This window comes from Kocuria salsicia (genome assembly GCF_007681555.1).
Lineage (GTDB): Bacteria > Actinomycetota > Actinomycetes > Actinomycetales > Micrococcaceae > Kocuria > Kocuria salsicia.
The window spans coordinates 291,710-310,284 of record NZ_VELE01000001.1; the positions used below are offsets into that span (position 1 = coordinate 291,710).

Sequence of the window (18,575 nt, forward strand, 5' to 3'; positions counted from 1 at the left end):
TCGCGTGACCCCAGCGGGATTCGAACCCGCGTTACCGCCGTGAGAGGGCGGCGTACTAGGCCGCTATACGATGGGGCCATGTACTTTTCGTGGGCCGCGTGAACTTTCCTGCGGCCCGGTTGACGCACCAAACAGTAACATCAACGGTGTGTTGTTCCAATTCGCCGTGTCAGGCTGAACAGAACGGTGTTCTCACACTCGCGAACGTCTCCATTCACGAGGAAGAATCGCTGGGATACCAGGACTCGAACCTAGAACGGCGGTACCAGAAACCGCTGTGTTGCCAATTACACCATATCCCAATGGCTGTCACCCGACTCGACTGCTCCGTGCCGCGCAACGAGCAACAACTATACCCATGTGCCGAGCGACTGCCAAACTGGGCCCCGGGGGTCCCCTCCGCACGGGAGGAGGCCCCCGGCCGCGCACCGTCGTGGGAGGACGGCGGCGGGTTCAGGACTCGAGCGTGTTCCGCAGGGCCCTGATCCGCGCCAGCGAGGAGTCCTTGCCGAGGATCTCGAGGGACTCGAACAGCGGCGGCGAGATGCGGCGGCCTGACACCGCGGTGCGCACGGGGCCGAATGCCAGGCGCGGCTTGATGCCGAGGCCGTCCACGATGGCCTCGCGCAGGGCTTCCTCGATGCTCGCGGCGGTGAACTCCGTGAGCGGCTCGAGCGCGGCGACGGCGGCGTCGAGGACCTGGGGTGCGCTGTCCTTGAGCTGCTTGGCGGCGTCCTCGGCCACGACGATCTCGTCGTCCGCGCGGAACAGGAACCCGAGCAGGCCCTCTGTCTCCCCGAGCAGGTTCATGCGCTCCTGGACGAGCGGTGCGGCGAGGTCGAGGATCTCGTTCTGCCGCGCGGTGAGGGTTTCCCCCACCAGGTCTGCCGCGCGCAGGTACGGGATCAGGCGGTCCCGGAAGTCCTGCGGGTCCAGCATGCGCACATGCGTGCCGTTGATCGCCGTGGCCTTCTTGACATCGAAGCGCGCGGGGTTGGCCAGGACGTCGTGGATGTCGAAGTTGGCCACGAGCTGCTCGACCGTGAAGATATCCTCGTCCGCGGACAGGGACCAGCCGAGCAGGGCCAGGTAGTTCAGCAGGCCCTCGGGGATGAACCCGTTGTCCCGGTGCAGGAAAAGATTGGACTCCGGATCCCGCTTGGACAGCTTCTTGTTGCCCTCGCCCATGACGTAGGGCAGATGGCCGAACTCGGGAATGAACTCGGCAACGCCGATGCCCATCAGCGCCCGGTAGAGGGCGATCTGGCGCGGGGTGGAGGAGAGCAGGTCCTCGCCGCGCAGCACCTGGGTGATACCCATCAGGGCGTCGTCCACCGGGTTCACGAGTGTGTAGAGCGGCTTGCCGTTGGCGCGGGCCACCACGAAGTCCGGGACGGAGCCGGCCTTGAACGTGATCTCCCCGCGCACGAGGTCCGTGAAGGAGATGTCCTCGTCCGGCATGCGCAGCCGCAGCACCGGCTGACGGCCCTCGGCGCGGTATGCGGCCTTCTGCTCCTCGGTGAGGTCGCGGTCGTAGTTGTCGTAGCCGCGCTTCGGGTCCTCGCCCCTGTCGCGGTGGCGCTGCTCGACCTCTGCGGGGGTCGAGAAGTCCTCGTAGACGTAGCCCGCATCCACCAGGCGCGCGAGCACGTCCTGGTAGATCTCGCCGCGCTGGGACTGCCGGTAGGGCTCGTGGGGACCGCCCACGTTCACGCCCTCGTCCCACGTGATGCCCAGCCAGCCGAGCGCTTCGAGGATCTGCTGGAAGCTCTCCTCGGAGTCGCGGGCGGCGTCCGTGTCCTCGATCCGGAACACCAGGGTGCCGCCGGTGTGGCGCGCCCACGCCCAGTTGAACAGGGCGGTGCGGATCAGGCCCACGTGCGGGGTGCCCGTGGGTGATGGGCAGAAGCGCACGCGCACGGGGGTGCCTTCGGGAACGTTGGGGTGCAAGGTCGCTGCGTCGTCAGTCATGATGGGCCCATTCTACGACGCCGCGCCCCGCCACCTCCCGGGCCGCGCGGCCGGGCTGTTGCGGCCGGGGGCGGCGCCAGGGTGCGGTGTCCGGGTTCCGTCCACAGGCCCTGTCCGGAGAAGCCGCGACGACCACGCGGCACCGCGGCGGCGGCGTCGACACGTCCGTGGTGGGGAACCCGGGTGCTACCGGCGCAGCACGGTGGTGAGCTCGCCGATCCCCTCGACGTCCACGCTCAACCGGTCGCCGTCGTCCACCGTCCCCACGCCGGCGGGGGTGCCCGTGAGGATCACGTCCCCGGGCAGCAGGGTGAAGGCCTCGGAGACGTAGGAGACCAGGGTGGGGACATCGAAGATCATGTCCTCGGTGTTGCCGTCCTGCTTGAGCTCGCCGTTGACGCTGGAGCGCACCGACAGCGCGGAGGTGTCCAGCTCCGTCTCGATCCACGGGCCGAGTGGGCACGCGCCGTCGAAGCCCTTGGCCCGGGCCCACTGACCATCCGTGCGCTGGGCGTCACGCGCGGTGAGGTCGTTGGCGGCCGTGTAGCCGAACACCACCTCCGGAACCCGCTCCACCGGGACGTCCTTGCACATGCGACCGATCACCACGGCGAGCTCCGCCTCGTAGGAGACCTCCTCGGTCCAGGACGGCAGCGTGACGGGGTCACCGGGGCCGGAGACCGCGGTGTTCGGCTTGAAGAAAAGCAGCGGCCTGGTGGGAACGTCATTGCCCATCTCCCGGGCGTGGTCCGCGTAGTTGCGCCCCACGCACACGATCTTGGAGCGCGGGATCACCGGCGCGAGCAGGCGTGCCTCCGAGACGTCCACCGTGCGGTCCAGCTCCTGGACGCCCACGTAGAGCGGGTCCCCGGTGAGGTACTGCAGGGTCTCGTCCCCTGGCTCGCCGTGGACCGTGCCGTAGTGGATTTCGTTCTCGTGTGTGAAACGGGCGATACGCATGCTCACAGGCTACACAGCCGCCCCGGTCCCGGGGCACGGAACGGGGCGGCTGTGCGGTACCGCGAGGCGGTGCGGGGCAGGTGCTCAGACCAGGCGGGTCAGCCAGCCGTGGGTGTCCTCGGCTTTCCCCGTCTGGATGTCGAGCAGCTGCTGTCGAATGGACATGGTCACCTCACCGGGCTGTGCGTCGTCCGGGCCGATGGTCTCGTCGTGGCCCACGAGCTGGCGCACGGGGGCGATCACGGCCGCAGTGCCGCACGCGAAGACCTCCGTGAGGTGACCCGAGCGCACTCCCTCGCGCCACTCGTCCAGGGTGAAGGCGCGCTCCTCCACCGTCATGCCGCGCTCCCGTGCCAGCTGGATGACAGAGTCGCGGGTGATGCCTTCGAGGATGGTTCCGGTCAGCTCCGGGGTGACCAGACGGTTGTCGTCGAAGACGAAGAACACGTTCATCCCGCCGAGCTCCTCAATCGCGTCGTCGCGCTCGGGGTCCAGGAAGACCACCTGGCTGCAGCCGTGGGCGTCCCCCTCCATCTGGGCGACCAGCGACGCCGCGTAGTTGCCGCCGCACTTCGCGGCCCCCGTTCCACCCCTGCCGGCGCGGGCGTAGGTGCGCGAGAGCCAGATGTCCACGGGCTCCACGGAACCGAAGTAGTTCCCGGCCGGTGAGGCGATCACGGAGAACAGCGCCTGCCGGGAGGGGCGCACCCCCAGGAACGGCTCGGTGCCGATCATGAACGGGCGCAGGTACAGGGACTCCCCCTCCCCGGACGGAACCCACTGCTGGTCCTGGACCACGAGCTCTCTGATGGAGTCCACGAAGACCTCCTCGGGCAGCGTGGGCAGGGCAAGTCGCTGGGCGGAACGGTTCAGGCGCGCGGCGTTGGCCTCGGGGCGGAACGTCCACACCGAGCCGTCCGCATGCCGGTAGGCCTTCAGTCCCTCGAAAATCTCCTGGCCGTAGTGCAGCACCGCCGTGGACGGGTCCAGGCTCAGCGGGCCGTAGGGCTGCAACCGGGCGTTGTCCCACCGCCCCACGTTCTCCTGCACGTCCCCCTGCCAGTCGATGCACACCATGTGGTCGGTGAAGTGCTGCCCGAATCCCGGGTTCTCCAGGACGGCCTCGCGCACCTCGTCGGTGGCCGGGTGGGTGTTGAGCTGCTTGACGAATTCTGTGCTCACGGGTGTTCTCCTCTTGCCAACGTGTCCACGTCACCCGTCCGGCGGAGAGGGCAGGAACGCAGTCTTCTTCGTGCAGTATGCCGGGTCGGGCGCGCCCCGCCCAGGATCTGGGCCGCAGCCGGTCTCGGCGGGGGCGGATCTAGACGGCGGGCTCGCCGAGGAGGGCGACGACGTCATCCCCCACCTGGGACGTGCTGCGCGCGCTCGTGCCGCGCAGCTCCAGGTCCCGGCGCACCGCCCGCTCGACCCGCTCGGCCAGGTCCGCGTGGCCCAGGTGCTCGAGCATCATCGCGCCGGCCAGGATCGCGGCGGTGGGCTGGGCGGTGCCGGTCCCCGCAATGTCCGGCGCGGAACCGTGCACGGGCTCGAACATGGACGGCGCGGTGCGCTCGGCGTTGATGTTGCCACTCGGCGCGAGCCCGATGCCACCCGTCACTGCCCCTGCCTGGTCCGTGAGGATGTCCCCGAAGAGGTTGTCCGTGACGATCACGTCGAAGCGCGCGGGGTCCGTGGTCATGAAGATCGTGGCGGCGTCGATGTGCATGTAGTCCACCGCGACCTCGGGGAACTGCTCCGCGAACTCGTCCACGGTGCGCTGGTACAGGCGACCGGCGTTGACCAGCACGTTGTGCTTGTGCACCAGGGTCAGCTTCCTGCGCTCGCGGCTCGCGGCGAGCTCGAACGCGTAGCGCACCAGCCGGCGTACACCGTGGGCGGTGTTGACGGAGACCTCGGTGGCGATCTCGTGCTCGGTGCCCGTACGCAGGGTGCCGCCGTTGCCGGCGTAGAGCCCCTCCGTGCCCTCGCGCACGACCACGAAGTCGATCTCTCCCGGATTGGCCAGTGGACTCGTGGTCCCGGGGTAGAGCGTGGCGGGGCGCAGGTTGACGAAGTGGTCGAAGCCGAACCGCAGCTTGAGCAGCAGGTCCCGCTCGAGGATCCCCGAGGGCACCCGCTTGTCGTTGGGTGCGGCACCCACGGCACCGAAGAGGATGGCGTCGTGGCCGCGCAGCCGCTCCATCGTGTCCTCGTTGAGGACCTCCCCGGTCTCGAGCCAGTGCTCAGCTCCGAGCGGGTAGGTGGTCTTCTCGAGCGTGACCCCGGCCGGACTGGTCACGGCGTCGAGCACCTTGACGGCCTCCGCAACAACCTCCGGCCCGATGCCGTCACCGGGCAGAACGGCGATCGAGTGGCTGCGGGCGGGTGCGGGGGCTGTCGTTTCGCTCATGCGCTCAGCCTAGGCACGCCGTGCGCCCTCCATCCACATGCTGAACCGCTGTATCAGATAATGAGACGAAACGGCGATGGGCACCCGTGACCTGTCCCTGGTGCCCACCGCCACTCCACGGTTGAGCCAAGCTCAGCCCTGCAGCGCCTCCGGCTCCTCGTACCGGGGGAAGACCCCGGAGGGCTTGGGAAGCACGGTGCCCGGCGCGATGCGTGTGCCCAGGGCCTCGAAGCCACGTGCCTCTCCCTCGGGCTGGCCGAGCTGCTCCAGCAGGCGGGACATCGAGCCCGGCATGATCGGCTGCACCAGCAGGGCCACGATCCGCAGCACCTCGGCCGTCACGTACAGCACGGTGGCCATGCGCTCGGGGTCGGTCTTGCGCAGCACCCAGGGCTGCTGAGCGGTGAAGTACCGGTTGGCGGACGCGATGACCCGCCACACGGACTCCAGCCCGCGGTGGAACGCCAGGGAGTCGAACGCGGCCCGGTAGTCCGCCACCACGGCGTCGGCCTGAGCGAGCATCTCCCGGTCCTCCTGCGTGAACTCGCCCGGCTCCGGAACTGTGCCCTCGAGGTTCTTGGCGACCATGGACAGGCTGCGCTGGGCCAGGTTGCCGAGGTCGTTGGCGAGGTCCGAGTTGATGCGCCCGGCGATCGCGTCGTGCGAGTAGTTGCCGTCCTGGCCGAACGGCACCTCGCGCAGCAGGAAGAAGCGCAGCTGGTCCAGGCCGTACTCGGAGACCATGGCGTGCGGGTCGATCACATTGCCCACGGACTTTGACATCTTCTCGCCCTGGTTGAACAGGAACCCGTGGGCGAAGACCTTGCGCGGCAGCTCCAGGCCGGCGGACATCAGGAACGCCGGCCAGTACACGGCGTGGAAGCGCGCAATGTCCTTGCCGATGAGGTGCACGTGCGCGGGCCAGAACTGGCGGAACAGCGGGTCCTCGGTGTCCGGGTAGCCGAGCCCGGTGAGGTAGTTGGTCAGGGCGTCCACCCACACGTACATGACGTGGTCCGGGTTGCCCGGCACAGGAATCCCCCAGTCGAACGTGGTGCGCGAGATCGAGAGGTCCTGCAGCCCCCCACCCACGAAGGACGCAACCTCATGGGAGCGCGCCTCCGGCTGGACGAACCCGGTGCGGTACAGCTCCAGCAGGCGGTCCTGGTAGCGGGAGAGCCGGAAGAAGTAGCTCTCCTCCTCCGTCCACGTCAGCTCGGTGCCGGTTCCAATCGAGTAGCGCTGGCCGTCCGCGCGAACCTCGGTCTCGTCCTCGGCGTAGTAGGCCTCGTCCCGCACGGAGTACCACCCGGCGTACTTGTCCAGGTAGATGTCCCCGTTGGCCTCCATCCGCTTCCACAGCTCCTGCGAGGCCGCGCGGTGGTCATCGTCCGTGGTGCGGATGAAGCGGTCGTAGCTGATCCCCAGCTCGTCGTCCATGGCCCGGAAGCGCGCCGAGTTGGTGTCCGCGAGCTCCCGAGGCGTGGCGCCGAGCTGCTCCGCCGTCTGCTGCATCTTCTGGCCGTGCTCGTCCGTGCCGGTCTGGAACCGGGTGTCGAAGCCGTCCAGGCGCTTGAAGCGCGCCAGCGCGTCCGCGGCGATCGCCTCGTAGGCGTGGCCGATGTGCGGGGCCCCGTTCGGGTAGGAGATGGCGGTGGTCACGTAGAAGGGAGTCTGCTCAGTCACCCCACCACTCTATCGACCCCCGGGCACGACGTCGCCGCGGCGCCCTCCGTGGGGAGGGGCGCCGCGGCGAGGTCGTCGGGTCTCAGGCCGCAGCCCTCGCGGGGGCCACGGAACCAGCGCGGATCAGCGCGCGGCCGTGCCCTCGGTGTAGTCCTCGTCCGTCTGCTCCCACGCGAACAGCGAGCGCAGCTTGCGGCCCGTGGTCTCGATGGGGTGCTTCTCCTCCTTGGCGCGCAGCTCGGCGAACTCCTTGCCGCCGGAGGCCTGGTCCTTCATGAAGCGGTCCGCGAAGACGCCATCCTGGATGTCCTTCAGGACGTCCTGCATGCGCTCCTTCACGGAGGGGTCGATCACGCGGGGGCCGGAGACGTAGTCGCCGTATTCGGCGGTGTCCGAGATGGACCAGCGCTGCTTGGCAATGCCGCCCTCGACCATCAGGTCGACGATCAGCTTCAGTTCGTGGAGCACCTCGAAGTACGCGATCTCGGGCTGGTAACCGGCCTCGGTCAGGACCTCGAAGCCGTACTGGACCAGGTGGGACATGCCGCCGCACAGCACGGCCTGCTCACCGAAGAGGTCCGACTCGGTCTCCTCGGTGAAGGTCGTCTCGATGACGCCGGCGCGGGTGCCGCCGATGCCCTTCGCGTAGGACAGCGCGAGCTGCAGGGCCTGGCCGGAGGCGTCGACCTCCACGGCCACGAGGTCCGGCACGCCGCGCCCGGCCTCGAACTCGCGGCGCACGGTGTGGCCCGGGCCCTTGGGGGCAACCATGGCGACGTCCACGCCCTCGGGCGCCTCGATGTAGCCGAAGCGGATGTTGAAGCCGTGCGCGAAGAAGATCGCGTCGCCCTCTTCGAGGTTGTCCTTGATGGACTCGTTGAACACCTGGGCCTGGACCTGGTCCGGGGTCAGGATCATGATGACGTCGGCTTCCTTCGCGGCGTCCGCGATGGACAGCACGCGCAGGCCCTGGGCCTCGGCCTTGGCGCGGGATGTAGAGCCCTCGTTCAGGCCGATGCGGACGTCCACACCCGAGTCGCGCAGGTTCAGCGCGTGGGCGTGGCCCTGCGAGCCGTAGCCGATGACCGCCACGGAGCGGTTCTGGATGATCGAGAGGTCGGCGTCGTCGTTGTAGTAGATCTTGGCCATGAGCTTGCTCTGTCTCCTTGGATAGCGGGTGGGGTTGTGCGTGATCCGCGCTCCGCCGGGCGGCGGAGCCGGGATCGGGTCTGTGGGCGGCCCGCTCGCGCGGCCGCCGGTCAGTGGCGCAGGGCCCTGTCCGACATGGACTTGGGGCCGCGGCCCAGGGCCACGGTGCCGGCCCGGACGATCTCCCGGACTCCAAAGGGCTCCAGGACGTCCAGCAGGGCGTGGATCTTCTCGCGCGAACCCGTGGACTCGATCACCACGGACTCCGTGGAGACGTCCACGATGGTCGCGCGGAACAGGTCCGCCGCCTGCGTGACCTGCAGGCGCGTGCTCGCGTCCGCGCGGACCTTGACCATGATGTGCTCTCGCTGCACCGAGGACTCGGCCGTGAGCTCCACGATCTTGATCACGTTGATCAGCTTGTTCAGCTGCTTGGTGACCTGCTCCAGCAGCTCACCGTCCGCGTCCACCACCACCGTGATGCGCGAGATCCCGGACAGTTCCGTGGGGCCCACGGCCAGCGAGTGGATGTTGAACGCGCGCCGGGCGAAGAGCCCTGCCACGCGGGTCAGCACGCCCGGCTTGTCCTCCACCAGAACGGAAAGAGTGTGTCGGCTCATCGATCAGTCCTCCGTGTTCCACTCGGGCGTCATGTTGCGGGCGATCTGGATCTGGTCGTTGGACACACCCGCGGGGACCATCGGCCACACCATCGCGTCCGCCGAGACCACGAAGTCGATCACGACGGGCCGGTCGTTGATCTCCAGAGCCTCCTTGATGGTGGCGTCCACGTCCTCGTCCCGCTCGCAGCGCAGCGCCGCGCAGCCGTATGCCTCGGCGAGCTTCACGAAGTCCGGGACCCGGCGGGAGTTGTGCCCCGTGTTCAGCTCGGTGTTGGAGTAGCGACCGTCGTAGAACAGGGTCTGCCACTGCCGCACCATGCCGAGGGACGAGTTGTTGATGACCGCCACCTTGATCGGGATGTCGTTGATCACGCACGTGGCCAGTTCCTGGTTCGTCATCTGGAAGCAGCCGTCGCCGTCGATTGCCCACACCACCCGGTCCGGCTGGGACACCTTGGCACCCATGGCCGCGGGGACCGCGAAGCCCATGGTGCCGAGCCCCGCGGAGTTCAGCCACTGGCGGGGACGCTCGTAGTCCACGAACTGCGCGGACCACATCTGGTGCTGGCCCACACCCGCCGCGTACACGGCCTCGGGGCCCGTGAGGGCGGAGATCCGCTCGATCACGTGCTGTGGGCTGCCGTGGCCGTCGTCGGTGCTGGTGTAGCCCAGCGGGTACGTGTCCTTGAGCGTGTTCAGGGCGGACCACCACGCCTCGAGGTCGGACGTGCCGGACTCCTCGACCACCTCGCGCACGGCCTGCGTGAGGTCCGGGATCACGTGCCTGAGGTCCCCCACGATGGGCACGTCCGCCATCCGGTTCTTGGAGATCTCGGCCGGATCGATGTCCGCATGGATTACCTTGGCCCCGGGGGCGAAGGTGTCCAGCTGCCCGGTGACGCGGTCGTCGAAGCGCGCGCCCAGTGTCACGAGAAGGTCCGACTGCTGCATCGCGAAGACCGCAGGCACCGTGCCGTGCATCCCCGGCATGCCCATGTTCTGCGGGTGCGAGTCCGGGAAGATGCCGCGGGCGGTCAGAGTGGTCACCACGGGGGCGCCTGTGAGCTCCGCGAGCTCCTTGAGCTCGTCCGCGACATCCGCGCGCATGGCGCCGCCGCCGGTGTAGAGCACGGGACGCTCGGCGGCCGCGATCATGCGTGCGGCCTCCTTGATCTGCTTGGAGTGACCGCGGGTCACCGGGCGGTACCCGGGCAGCTCCATGGCCGGGGGCCAGCTGAAGGTCATCGTGGCCTGCTGCGCGTCCTTCGCCACATCCACGAGGACCGGCCCGGGGCGCCCGGTCGAGGCCAGGTGGTAGGCCTCGGCGAGCACGCGCGGGATGTCCTGGGCGTTGGTGACCAGGTACGAGTGCTTGGTCACGGGCATCGTCATGCCCACGATGTCCGCCTCCTGGAAGGCGTCCGAGCCGATCGAGGAGCTGGCCACCTGGCCAGTGATCGCGAGCATCGGGATCGAGTCCATGTTTGCGTCGGCCAACGGGGTGACGAGGTTCGTGGCACCGGGTCCGGACGTCGCGATGCACACGCCCACACGACCCGAGGCCAGCGCGTAGCCCTCCGCCGCGTGGCCAGCCCCCTGCTCGTGGCGCACCAGGATGTGGTTGATCTTCTCGGTGTCCAGCAGGGGGTCGTAGGTCGGCAGGATCGCACCGCCCGGCAGGCCGAAGACGTCCGTCACGCCCAGCTGCTCGAGGGAGCGGATGATCGCCTGGGAGCCGGTCATCTCCTCGGGGCCCACGACCTCCGCCGCGGCGCCCGTCAGCCGTGCCGGGTCCGTCTCCGCGGCCTGGGCGACCGCGGCGGACGGCGCACGTCGCTGTGCCATCACCGCCGGTGAGATCGGCTGGTCCTTGCTCATAGTGCTGTGTCCTTACGTGCTGTGATGTGCGTGGCGCCGAGCGGGGTGGTGCGGGGCGGGAACGAGCGGGTGGGACGTCGTGGTACATGAAAAAGGCCCTGGCCACGGGTTCCGTGGGCTGAGGGCCTGGAGGGTGCGTGCTCGGTACGCCTCAGGCCCGGTGTCCAATGAGGACGACCGGTACGAGGTCAACGAGGGTGCGCAGTGCCGTATTCATGCCCTCATGGTGTGACGTGGGAAACCTCCGTGTCAATCCGCGGACACCCCGTCTCAGAATGTGGACACCAGAATGAGACGGGTGCGAGACACGGCGCCGCACTCGGGCTCCCGGGGCCTCCGGGGCTCAGTCCCGCGGCAGGTCGAGCCGTCCGGGCTGCACCAGGAACTGCGGGCTCCGCCCCTGCTGGAGGGCCTCGAGCTGTTCGAGCACCAGCGTGCGGATGCGGGGCCGGAAGGAGTCGTTCGAGCCACCGATGTGGGGCAGCACGATGGAACCCTCCGCCGCCATCAGCGCGTGGTCACCGGGCAGCGGCTCCGGGTCGACGACGTCGAGCGCGCACCGCAGGCGCCCGGCCGTCACCTCAGCCGTGAGGGCCGCCGTGTCCACCACGGCGCCGCGACCCACGTTGACCACGAGTGCGCCGTCCGGCAGCAGGGAGAGCATCCACTCCCCCACGAGGTGCTCGGTGGCATCGTTGAGGGGGAGCGCGAGGACCAGGATGTCGGTGCGCGGCAGGATCTCCTCCAGCTCGGCTACGCCGTGCACGCGCCCGGAGGCATCCTCCCTGGCGCTCGAGGCCACCCGGGTGACCTCCACCTCGAAGGGCTCCAGGCGCGCGATGACGGCCCGGCCGATCTCCCCCGTCCCCACCACTGTGACGCGCGAGTCCGCGAGGGAGCGCGAGAAGTACCGCTCGTAGCGGCCCGCGCGCTGGTTCACGATCGCGCGGTCGAACTCGCGCTGGGCGGCGATCATCAGGCCGAGCGCCACCTCGGCCGTGCCCGCCGCGTGGACCCACCCGCCTGCCGCGAGGGCGACGTCCGGGCCGATCTGCTCCGGCACGCCGTCGTAGCCCGTGGACTGTAGCTGCAGCAGGGCCACGTCGCTCAGCACCGAGGTGTCCTTGCGCCAGCGGTTCGAGTAGTAGGGGGCCACGGCGATGTCCACCTCCTCGCGAGAGCACCCCTCCGGCTCCCCCACGAGGTCCCACAGCACGCAGCGAAAGCCCGAGGTGGCCGCACTGATCTCCTCGAACAGGCGCGGCTCGGGGAGGGAGATCACATGCAGGTCGGTCAGGGCGATGTCCCGGGGCGTGGAATCCATGCTCGGAGTCTACTCAGGCGGCCCTCTCGACAGCCTGCCGCGAGGACGGCATCGCCCCCGGCCCACCCCTGATTTGACTCCCTCCGCGGTGATGCTAAAGTTGTTTCTCGTTGCGAGGAAGAAGGCAACGGCGAAAGCAGAAAGCATCTTCCCGAGCGCCATGCGCCTCTAGCTCAATTGGCAGAGCAATTGACTCTTAATCAATGGGTTCAGGGTTCAAGTCCCTGGGGGCGCACCAGCACGAACGACGAAGGCCGAGTCACCGAGGTGACCCGGCCTTCGTCATGTCTCTGTGCCTGTCCAGCACGGCACCCATCCCGCAGAGATTCCGGCACCTGACCAGCGAAGAGGTGGCACCCGCATGGTTCCCGCCCACCAACCGGAGGGCGCGCGCCACGTGCAGACATCAGGTGGGGACACGGTGCAGCAGTGGGCCTGCGAGCGTGCCGACGAGCTGCCCGGCACGGGTCTCGAGCACCCCTTCGGTCCAGCCTGGGACGTGTTCAAGGTGTGCGGCAAGGTCTTCATGCTGCTCACGGAGCTCGGTGGGGAACCGCTGCTCACGCTCAAGGCGAGCCCCCAGGACGCGCGAGCACTGCGTGAGCAGTACGCGGCTGTTACACCGGGTTACCACATGAACAAGAAGCACTGGATCACACTGCGCTCGAGTGCCGAGCTGGACCGCGAGCTCGTGCAGGAACTCGTCACCGAGTCATACCTGCTCGTCCTGGAGGCGCTCCCCCGGCACAGGCGCCCCGTGGACCCCGCCACGTTCGGGGTCACCCCGAGCTGACACGGACGCCGGGTTGGGCTCAGCAGCACCGCTCCGTGCAAGCCCGGGGACAGTGGGAGCGACGGCGCGTGAGGCCCATGGCGCTGACGAGCGAGGAACCGAAGACCTACAAGGCAGAGCCCGGGGCTCCCGTGATCGAGGAACTCGCCACCGACGCGTGCACACCCTCAACAGAGGCCGAGGTGTCTGCTGAGCCGACGTCGGGGTCCTCCTGGACCTCCTTGCGCCACCGGGCTCCCCCGAGTGAGGAGATGATCTCCGCGAGCCGGCGCCGGAACTGCTCGTCAGACTCGTCGCCCGCGCCCAGCAGCCCGCGCTCGAGCCCGGCCGCGTCCTCCAGCACCCGCTCGCCCGCCTGGGAGATGCTCACCACGTGCGAGCGCCGGTCCTGCTCGTTCTTCGACCGGGTGATGTGACCGTGGACTTCCAGGCGGTGCAGCGTCTTGCCCATGGTCTGTGCCTGCACCCGCACCTGGTGCGCGAGCTGCGCCTGCGTCATGCTGCCCTCGGAGCGCAGGACGTCCAGTGCCATGACACCCGCGTGGGTGACGCCGAGCGACGCAAGGTTCTCGTTCCACGCGTGCTCCACGAGTCGCGCTGCCGTGGAGAGCAGTCGGTTCGTAGGCCACTGGTTCCTGTCTTGCATGTGCTGATCATATCCGCACAAAAATTTCCGGAGCATTACAGTAAGTTCGCTGAGCGGTCAATTCCCTGCGGATATACGCAGCATCCGCCCTTGTCGGAGCGGCCTGTCAAGATCTGCTCCGCGGAGATCCTCGCGGCCCGCGGGAACGACTCGACCGAGGGGGACCAGGGACACTCCGAGCACTGCGACGACAGACCGGATCGTCCATGCTCCACGACTGCACTGAACGTGCAGGGCGCATACTGGGGGAACACGTGTCTCCCACGACGGAAGGAATCCACCGTGTCCGCACACCTGTCCCCCGGTGATCCCGCCCCCGAATTCAGCCTGCCGGACGCGCACGGCGAGACCGTCTCGTCGCAGCAGTTGCACGGTGAGCGCGTGGTCCTGTACTTCTACCCGAAGGCGGCGACCCCCGGGTGCACCACCGAGGCGTGCGACTTCCGCGACAGCATGGCCTCCTTCTCCGCCGAGGGCTACCGCGTGATCGGGATCTCCCCGGACGCCCCCGCCGCGCTGGAACGCTTCACGACCGCCCAGGAGCTCGGCTTCCCCCTGCTCTCGGACCAGGACCACCGCGTGGCCGAGGCCTACGGCGCGTGGGGCGAGAAGAAGAACTACGGCAAGGTCTACGAGGGGCTCATCCGCTCCACAGTGGTGGTGGACGAGCAGGGCGCGGTGACGCTCGCGCAGTACAACGTGCGCGCCAAGGGCCACGTGGCCAAGCTCCGTCGGGACCTGGGCCTCGACGCCTGAGCCAGCCGGCGTCGACGTCGCCGGCTGGTGCCACACGGCACGGCCCCACCGCGGCCCGGATCCACCCCAGTCGGCCACGGCGACTGGTTAGGATGGGTCACGATCTCGCCGGCTCGCGGAGCATCCCCGCGGCCGGCGACTGCGCGAGTGGTGAAACTGGCAGACACGCAGGATTTAGGTTCCTGTGCCTCACGGCGTGCGGGTTCGAGTCCCGTCTTGCGCACCATGCCCAGCCTGCCGAGCGCAGGACTTTCCGACGACGCCAGAAAGGTCCCGATGGCCGCTGAGAACCGCTTCGGCCGGCGCAGCTTCCTGGCCGCCGCCGGTCTCGGGCTGGCACTGTCGGGCTGCTCGAACGCCACGGCCCGCCCGTCCGCCGGCGCATCCGTGCCCAGTGGGCACTTCGCCCTGGCCCACGCGGCCGCGCCCGCCGGTCTGGATCCGTCGCGCCGGAACTCGCAGGAGACCTCCCGGATCTCTGCCCAGATCCTGGAGGGGCTGGTCTCCGCCGACCGCTCCACGGGAGAGCCGGCACCCGGTCTCGCCGAGTCGTGGACCGTCTCGGACGACCGCCGTTCCGTGACGTTCACGCTGCGCCGCGACGTCGTCTTCCACGACGGCTCCCCGCTGGATGCCGAGGCTGTCAAGGCCAACTTCGACAAGTGGCAGGCGCAGGCGGAGTCGGACGAGTCCTGGGCACCGCGCTGCGCGTTCGCCACGACTTTCCGCCACGGCCACGCGAACCCGCAGATCAGCACCGCGTACTCCGGGGTGGAGGCCACTGACGAGCACACGGTGGTCCTGCACCTGACCCGCCCCTACACGGCCCTGCTCTCCGCACTCACCCAGCCGGCGTTCGGGATCGCCTCCCCGGCCAGCATCGCGGACGGCTCCGGGGAGGAGCACCCCGTCGGCACCGGACCCTTCCGCTTCGACTCCGCCTCGGACAGCTCCGTGACCCTGGTGGCCCACGACCGCTACTGGGGACAGCTCGGAGACGTGGGCACGCTCGAGATGCGCGTGGTCCCCGACGCCGACGTGCGCTGCGCGCTGCTGCTCTCCGGCGACGTCGACGCGTACGATCTCGTGGGGCTCGACGCCTTCGGTCCCCTGGCCCGGCAGGGCGTGCAGGTGCTCTACCGAGACCCGTACTCCGTGAGCTACCTCGGCCTGAACCCGAGCGCCACGATCCTGCAAGACGTGAACGTGCGCCGCGCCGTCGCCGCCGCCATCGACCGCGGTGCGATCGCCAAGTCCCTGTTCCCCAACGGCACGAACGTGGCCAACCAGTTCGTCCCGGCCCGGTTCAACGTGGACGGCGACAACCTCCAGATCCCCGGCTACGACCCGCAGCACGCCAAGGACCTCCTCAAGGCCAGCGCGTACAACGGGCAGCGGCTACCCTTCTACTACCCGCGCCACACCTCCCGCATGTACCTTCAGGAGCCCGAGCGCGTGTACGCGCAGATCTCGGCACAGCTCACGCGGGCCGGCTTTTCGATCAAGCCCGTTCCCGTGAACTGGGCGGACGGCTACGCGGACGTGGTCACGGACCCGGAGAAGGGCCACGCGTTCAGCCTGCTCGGCTGGAGCGGCAGCTTCCGGGACCCGGACAGCTTCATGGCGCCGCTGCTCGGGAACCCGGACTCCCGGATGGGCTACTCGGACAACGGGATCATGACGGCCGTCAACCGTGCCGCGATGATGCCGGACGGCGATTCTCGCAGCGCCGCGTACAAGGCCCTCAACAACCGCGTGTCCGACATCGTGCCGGCCGTCCCCCTGTGCCACCCCGTCTCCGCAGTGGCCGTGAACTCCCGCGTGACCTCTTTCCCCCTCACCTCAACGGGTTTCGAGCGCTTCAACGAGCTCCAGCTCGCCTGACCTCGGCCCCACCCGTTGGGACTTGCCCCGGGCGGGCGATACCCTGGACGACGAACGCCAGGGTGCGATGCCGCGCCCATCACGCACGCACGGGAGAAAACGTGACTTCACCTCAGCACACCGAAACCGCCGACGTCGTCCTTGTGGGTGCCGGCATCATGAGCGCCACCCTGGCCACACTGCTCAACGACCTCCAGCCGGAGTGGAAGCTGACGGTGCTGGAGCGCCTGGACGCGGCCGGCCTCGAAAGCTCCAACGCCTGGAACAACGCGGGCACCGGCCACTCCGCCCTGTGCGAGCTCAACTACGCCCCCCAGGCCTCGGACGGCACAGTCAGCGCCACCAAGGCACTGAACATCAACGAGCAGTTCCAGATCACGCGCCAGCTGTGGAGCTCGCTCGTGGAGAACGGCACGCTGGGCGCGCCCAGCACATTCATCAACTCCGTGCCCCACATCTCCATGGTCTTCGGCGACGACCACGCGAACTACCTACGCGCCCGCTACGACGCCTTCAAGCCCCACAAGCTCTTCGAGCGCATGGAGTTCACCGAGGACCGCGAGCAGATCGCGCAGTGGGCTCCCCTGACCATGCACGGCCGCGGTGCCGGGCGCGTAGCGGCAACGTTCGCTCCCGAGGGCACGGACGTGGACTTCGGCTCTCTGACCAACCAGCTGCTGCGCCACCTGGGAGGCCGCGGCGTGAGCATCCAGTACGGCCAGCAGGTCACCACGCTGGAGCGCCAGAGCGACGGCTCCTGGCTCGTGTCCGTGGTGGACCGCCTCAACAGCGACAACAACCGCGTGATCCGCGCGGGCTTCGTGTTCCTGGGCGCGGGCGGCGGTGCCCTGCCGCTGCTGCAGAAGTCCAAGATCAAGGAGGCCAAGGGCTACGGCGGCTTCCCCGTGTCCGGGCTGTTCCTGCGCAACACGGATCCCACCGTGACCGCCCAGCACAACGCCAAGGTCTACGGCCAGGCCTCCGTGGGAGCCCCGCCCATGTCCGTGCCCCACCTGGACACGCGCTACGTCAACGGCCGGCGCGCCATCATGTTCGGCCCGTACGGCGGTTTCAAGCCCAACTTCCTCAAGCACGGCTCCCTGCTGGACCTACCCAAGAGCGTGCGCGCGCACAACCTGTACCCCATGACCCGCGCGGGCATGGCCAACCTGGACCTCGTGAAGTACCTGGTGGGCGAGCTGACCAAGACCCGTTCGCAGCGCATCGACGCCCTCCACGAGTACTACCCCACCGCGGAGGAGTCCCAGTGGGAGCTGATCGAGGCGGGCCAGCGCGTGCAGGTCATAAAGCCCGATCCCCAGAAGGGTGGCGTGCTGCAGTTCGGCACGGAGCTCGTGACCAGCGCGGACGGCTCCATTGGGGCCCTGCTCGGCGCCTCCCCCGGCGCCTCGACCGCGGTGCCGATCATGCTGAACCTCCTGACCAAGTGCTTCCCGGCCAAGATGTCCGAGTGGGAGCCCCGCATCAAGGAACTCATCCCCGCCTACGGTGTGAAGCTCAACGACAACCCGGGGCTCGCGGACGAGATCATGGGCCACACCGCCTCGGTGCTCGGCATCAAGTAGATCTCACGCGCTCTTTCGCGGGGGCTTTCGTGCACAGTGTGCGGAGGCCCCCGTTCTCTTTTCCCGGTGCCCCCTTTTCGTGGACAGGCCCCGTGGCTTCGGCCAGAAGTGTGGACACAGGTCATAAGAGAACTGTCAGTACCCTCTCGTAGCATGTAGATAACGCCCATCGGGGGGTGGGCGTTATTAAAGGGGGAAGTATGACGTCAAGGGGGAGTATCGAGGCGTGGGATGCCTTGAGTCGCTGCCATGTCTCCGTCACGCGGGAGCTGCAGCGCGAAGTCGATCTTCGCGGTCTGTCCCGTCGTGAGTTCGAGGTGCTGACAACGCTGCACAGCGCTGACCGTGGGGGCCTGAGGCTGCGAGACCTCAACAGCCACGTGCTGCTGACGCAGTCGAGCCTGTCCCGCATGCTCGAACGTCTCGAGAACAAGGGACTCGTGACTCGCCGTCAGGACTCCCAGGACCTGCGCGGAGTGCGCGTGGCCCTGACCGAGGCCGGGAACCGGCTCCACGACGAGATCTCGCAGGACAATGACCAGAAGGTCGCGGACGTGATGAGCACTGCGCTCGACGCCCAGGAGATCAGGGTCCTCACGCGGCTCAGCGAGCGGATCCACCAGTACGCGCTCTCGCTGTCGCGCTGACACGCGCCTCACATCCGCACCGCGCCCGTGAGTTCTCACGGGCGCGGTGTCGTCGTCCGGGGGCGCGACGGCGCGCGGCGGGGTTCCGCGGCGGCTGGCTTTGGATCCCGTAACCCCGAGCCCGGGGGTTCCATGACGGACGGCAGGGCGGGGAGCGACGTCGTCGCCGGAGCGCGCGAGCGCCGTGACCGTAAGTGCCGGACTGTGGACCGTGAAGTCAGTACACTTCTGGGAGTAATCCCGCTCCGCATCCGTGCCTTCC

General features: G+C 68.7%; 15 protein-coding genes and 4 tRNA genes. 7 read left to right on the top strand and 12 right to left on the bottom strand.

The features are described 5' to 3' along the window. Positions 1–5 precede the first annotated feature (5 nt). The 11 genes from FS770_RS01240 to FS770_RS01290 form a co-directional block, all read right to left on the bottom strand. Positions 6–78 (bottom strand) — tRNA-Glu (locus tag FS770_RS01240). Positions 79–230: 152 nt separating this feature from the next. Then, a tRNA-Gln gene (locus tag FS770_RS01245) sits at positions 231–302 on the bottom strand. A gap of 151 nt (positions 303–453) precedes the next feature. Next, on the bottom strand, positions 454–1,971 hold the full coding sequence (gltX, locus tag FS770_RS01250; RefSeq protein WP_144942512.1) for a glutamate--tRNA ligase: 1,518 nt from the start codon (positions 1,969–1,971) through the stop codon (positions 454–456). A 186-nt stretch (positions 1,972–2,157) separates the two neighbouring features. Further along, a complete protein-coding gene (locus FS770_RS01255) occupies positions 2,158–2,931 on the bottom strand; it encodes a fumarylacetoacetate hydrolase family protein (RefSeq protein WP_145009375.1) in 774 nt (257 codons plus the stop codon). Positions 2,932–3,015: 84 nt separating this feature from the next. After that, positions 3,016–4,113 (bottom strand): branched-chain amino acid aminotransferase, encoded by a 1,098-nt coding sequence (locus tag FS770_RS01260; RefSeq protein ID WP_144942510.1) that lies wholly within the window; start codon positions 4,111–4,113, stop codon positions 3,016–3,018. Positions 4,114–4,252: 139 nt separating this feature from the next. Next, positions 4,253–5,341 carry a 3-isopropylmalate dehydrogenase gene (locus FS770_RS01265; protein ID WP_145009378.1) on the bottom strand — a complete coding sequence of 363 codons (1,089 nt, stop codon included), beginning with the start codon at positions 5,339–5,341 and terminating at the stop codon, positions 4,253–4,255. A 132-nt stretch (positions 5,342–5,473) separates the two neighbouring features. After that, entirely contained in the window at positions 5,474–7,027 is a 1,554-nt protein-coding gene (gene metG, locus FS770_RS01270; RefSeq protein WP_144942509.1) for a methionine--tRNA ligase, read from the bottom strand. Between the two features lie 123 nt (positions 7,028–7,150). Continuing rightward, complete coding sequence (gene ilvC / locus FS770_RS01275; RefSeq protein WP_055083385.1) at positions 7,151–8,176, bottom strand: ketol-acid reductoisomerase; 1,026 nt, start codon at positions 8,174–8,176, stop codon at positions 7,151–7,153. Positions 8,177–8,286: 110 nt separating this feature from the next. Continuing rightward, a complete protein-coding gene (gene ilvN, locus FS770_RS01280) occupies positions 8,287–8,796 on the bottom strand; it encodes an acetolactate synthase small subunit (RefSeq protein ID WP_055083383.1) in 510 nt (169 codons plus the stop codon). A 3-nt stretch (positions 8,797–8,799) separates the two neighbouring features. After that, a complete protein-coding gene (locus FS770_RS01285) occupies positions 8,800–10,677 on the bottom strand; it encodes an acetolactate synthase large subunit (RefSeq protein WP_145009381.1) in 1,878 nt (625 codons plus the stop codon). 343 nt (positions 10,678–11,020) lie between these two features. Next, positions 11,021–12,001 carry an NAD(P)-dependent oxidoreductase gene (locus FS770_RS01290; protein ID WP_144942507.1) on the bottom strand — a complete coding sequence of 327 codons (981 nt, stop codon included), beginning with the start codon at positions 11,999–12,001 and terminating at the stop codon, positions 11,021–11,023. A gap of 162 nt (positions 12,002–12,163) precedes the next feature. Between FS770_RS01290 and FS770_RS01295 the strand changes: the two genes are divergently transcribed. Together FS770_RS01295 and FS770_RS01300 are read left to right on the top strand one after the other, a co-directional pair. Continuing rightward, positions 12,164–12,239 (top strand) — tRNA-Lys (locus FS770_RS01295). A gap of 123 nt (positions 12,240–12,362) precedes the next feature. Further along, on the top strand, positions 12,363–12,794 hold the full coding sequence (locus tag FS770_RS01300; protein WP_144942506.1) for an MmcQ/YjbR family DNA-binding protein: 432 nt from the start codon (positions 12,363–12,365) through the stop codon (positions 12,792–12,794). Positions 12,795–12,900: 106 nt separating this feature from the next. Here FS770_RS01300 and FS770_RS01305 read toward each other — a convergent pair whose 3' ends face one another. Then, positions 12,901–13,440: a MarR family winged helix-turn-helix transcriptional regulator gene (locus FS770_RS01305; RefSeq protein WP_144942505.1), complete on the bottom strand. Its 540-nt coding sequence runs from the start codon at positions 13,438–13,440 to the stop codon at positions 12,901–12,903. 282 nt (positions 13,441–13,722) lie between these two features. Here FS770_RS01305 and bcp point away from each other — a divergent pair, with 282 nt between their 5' ends. The 5 genes from bcp to FS770_RS01330 all read left to right on the top strand — a co-directional run bounded on the left by bcp (position 13,723) and on the right by FS770_RS01330 (position 18,313). Further along, complete coding sequence (gene bcp / locus FS770_RS01310) at positions 13,723–14,196, top strand: thioredoxin-dependent thiol peroxidase (RefSeq protein ID WP_144942504.1); 474 nt, start codon at positions 13,723–13,725, stop codon at positions 14,194–14,196. Between the two features lie 141 nt (positions 14,197–14,337). After that, a tRNA-Leu gene (locus FS770_RS01315) sits at positions 14,338–14,422 on the top strand. Positions 14,423–14,472: 50 nt separating this feature from the next. Then, positions 14,473–16,080, top strand: a complete 1,608-nt coding sequence (locus tag FS770_RS01320; protein ID WP_145009384.1) for an ABC transporter substrate-binding protein — start codon at positions 14,473–14,475, stop codon at positions 16,078–16,080. Positions 16,081–16,181: 101 nt separating this feature from the next. Continuing rightward, positions 16,182–17,666: a malate:quinone oxidoreductase gene (locus tag FS770_RS01325; protein ID WP_144942502.1), complete on the top strand. Its 1,485-nt coding sequence runs from the start codon at positions 16,182–16,184 to the stop codon at positions 17,664–17,666. A gap of 236 nt (positions 17,667–17,902) precedes the next feature. Next, complete coding sequence (locus tag FS770_RS01330) at positions 17,903–18,313, top strand: MarR family winged helix-turn-helix transcriptional regulator (protein ID WP_232300230.1); 411 nt, start codon at positions 17,903–17,905, stop codon at positions 18,311–18,313. Positions 18,314–18,575 lie beyond the last annotated feature (262 nt).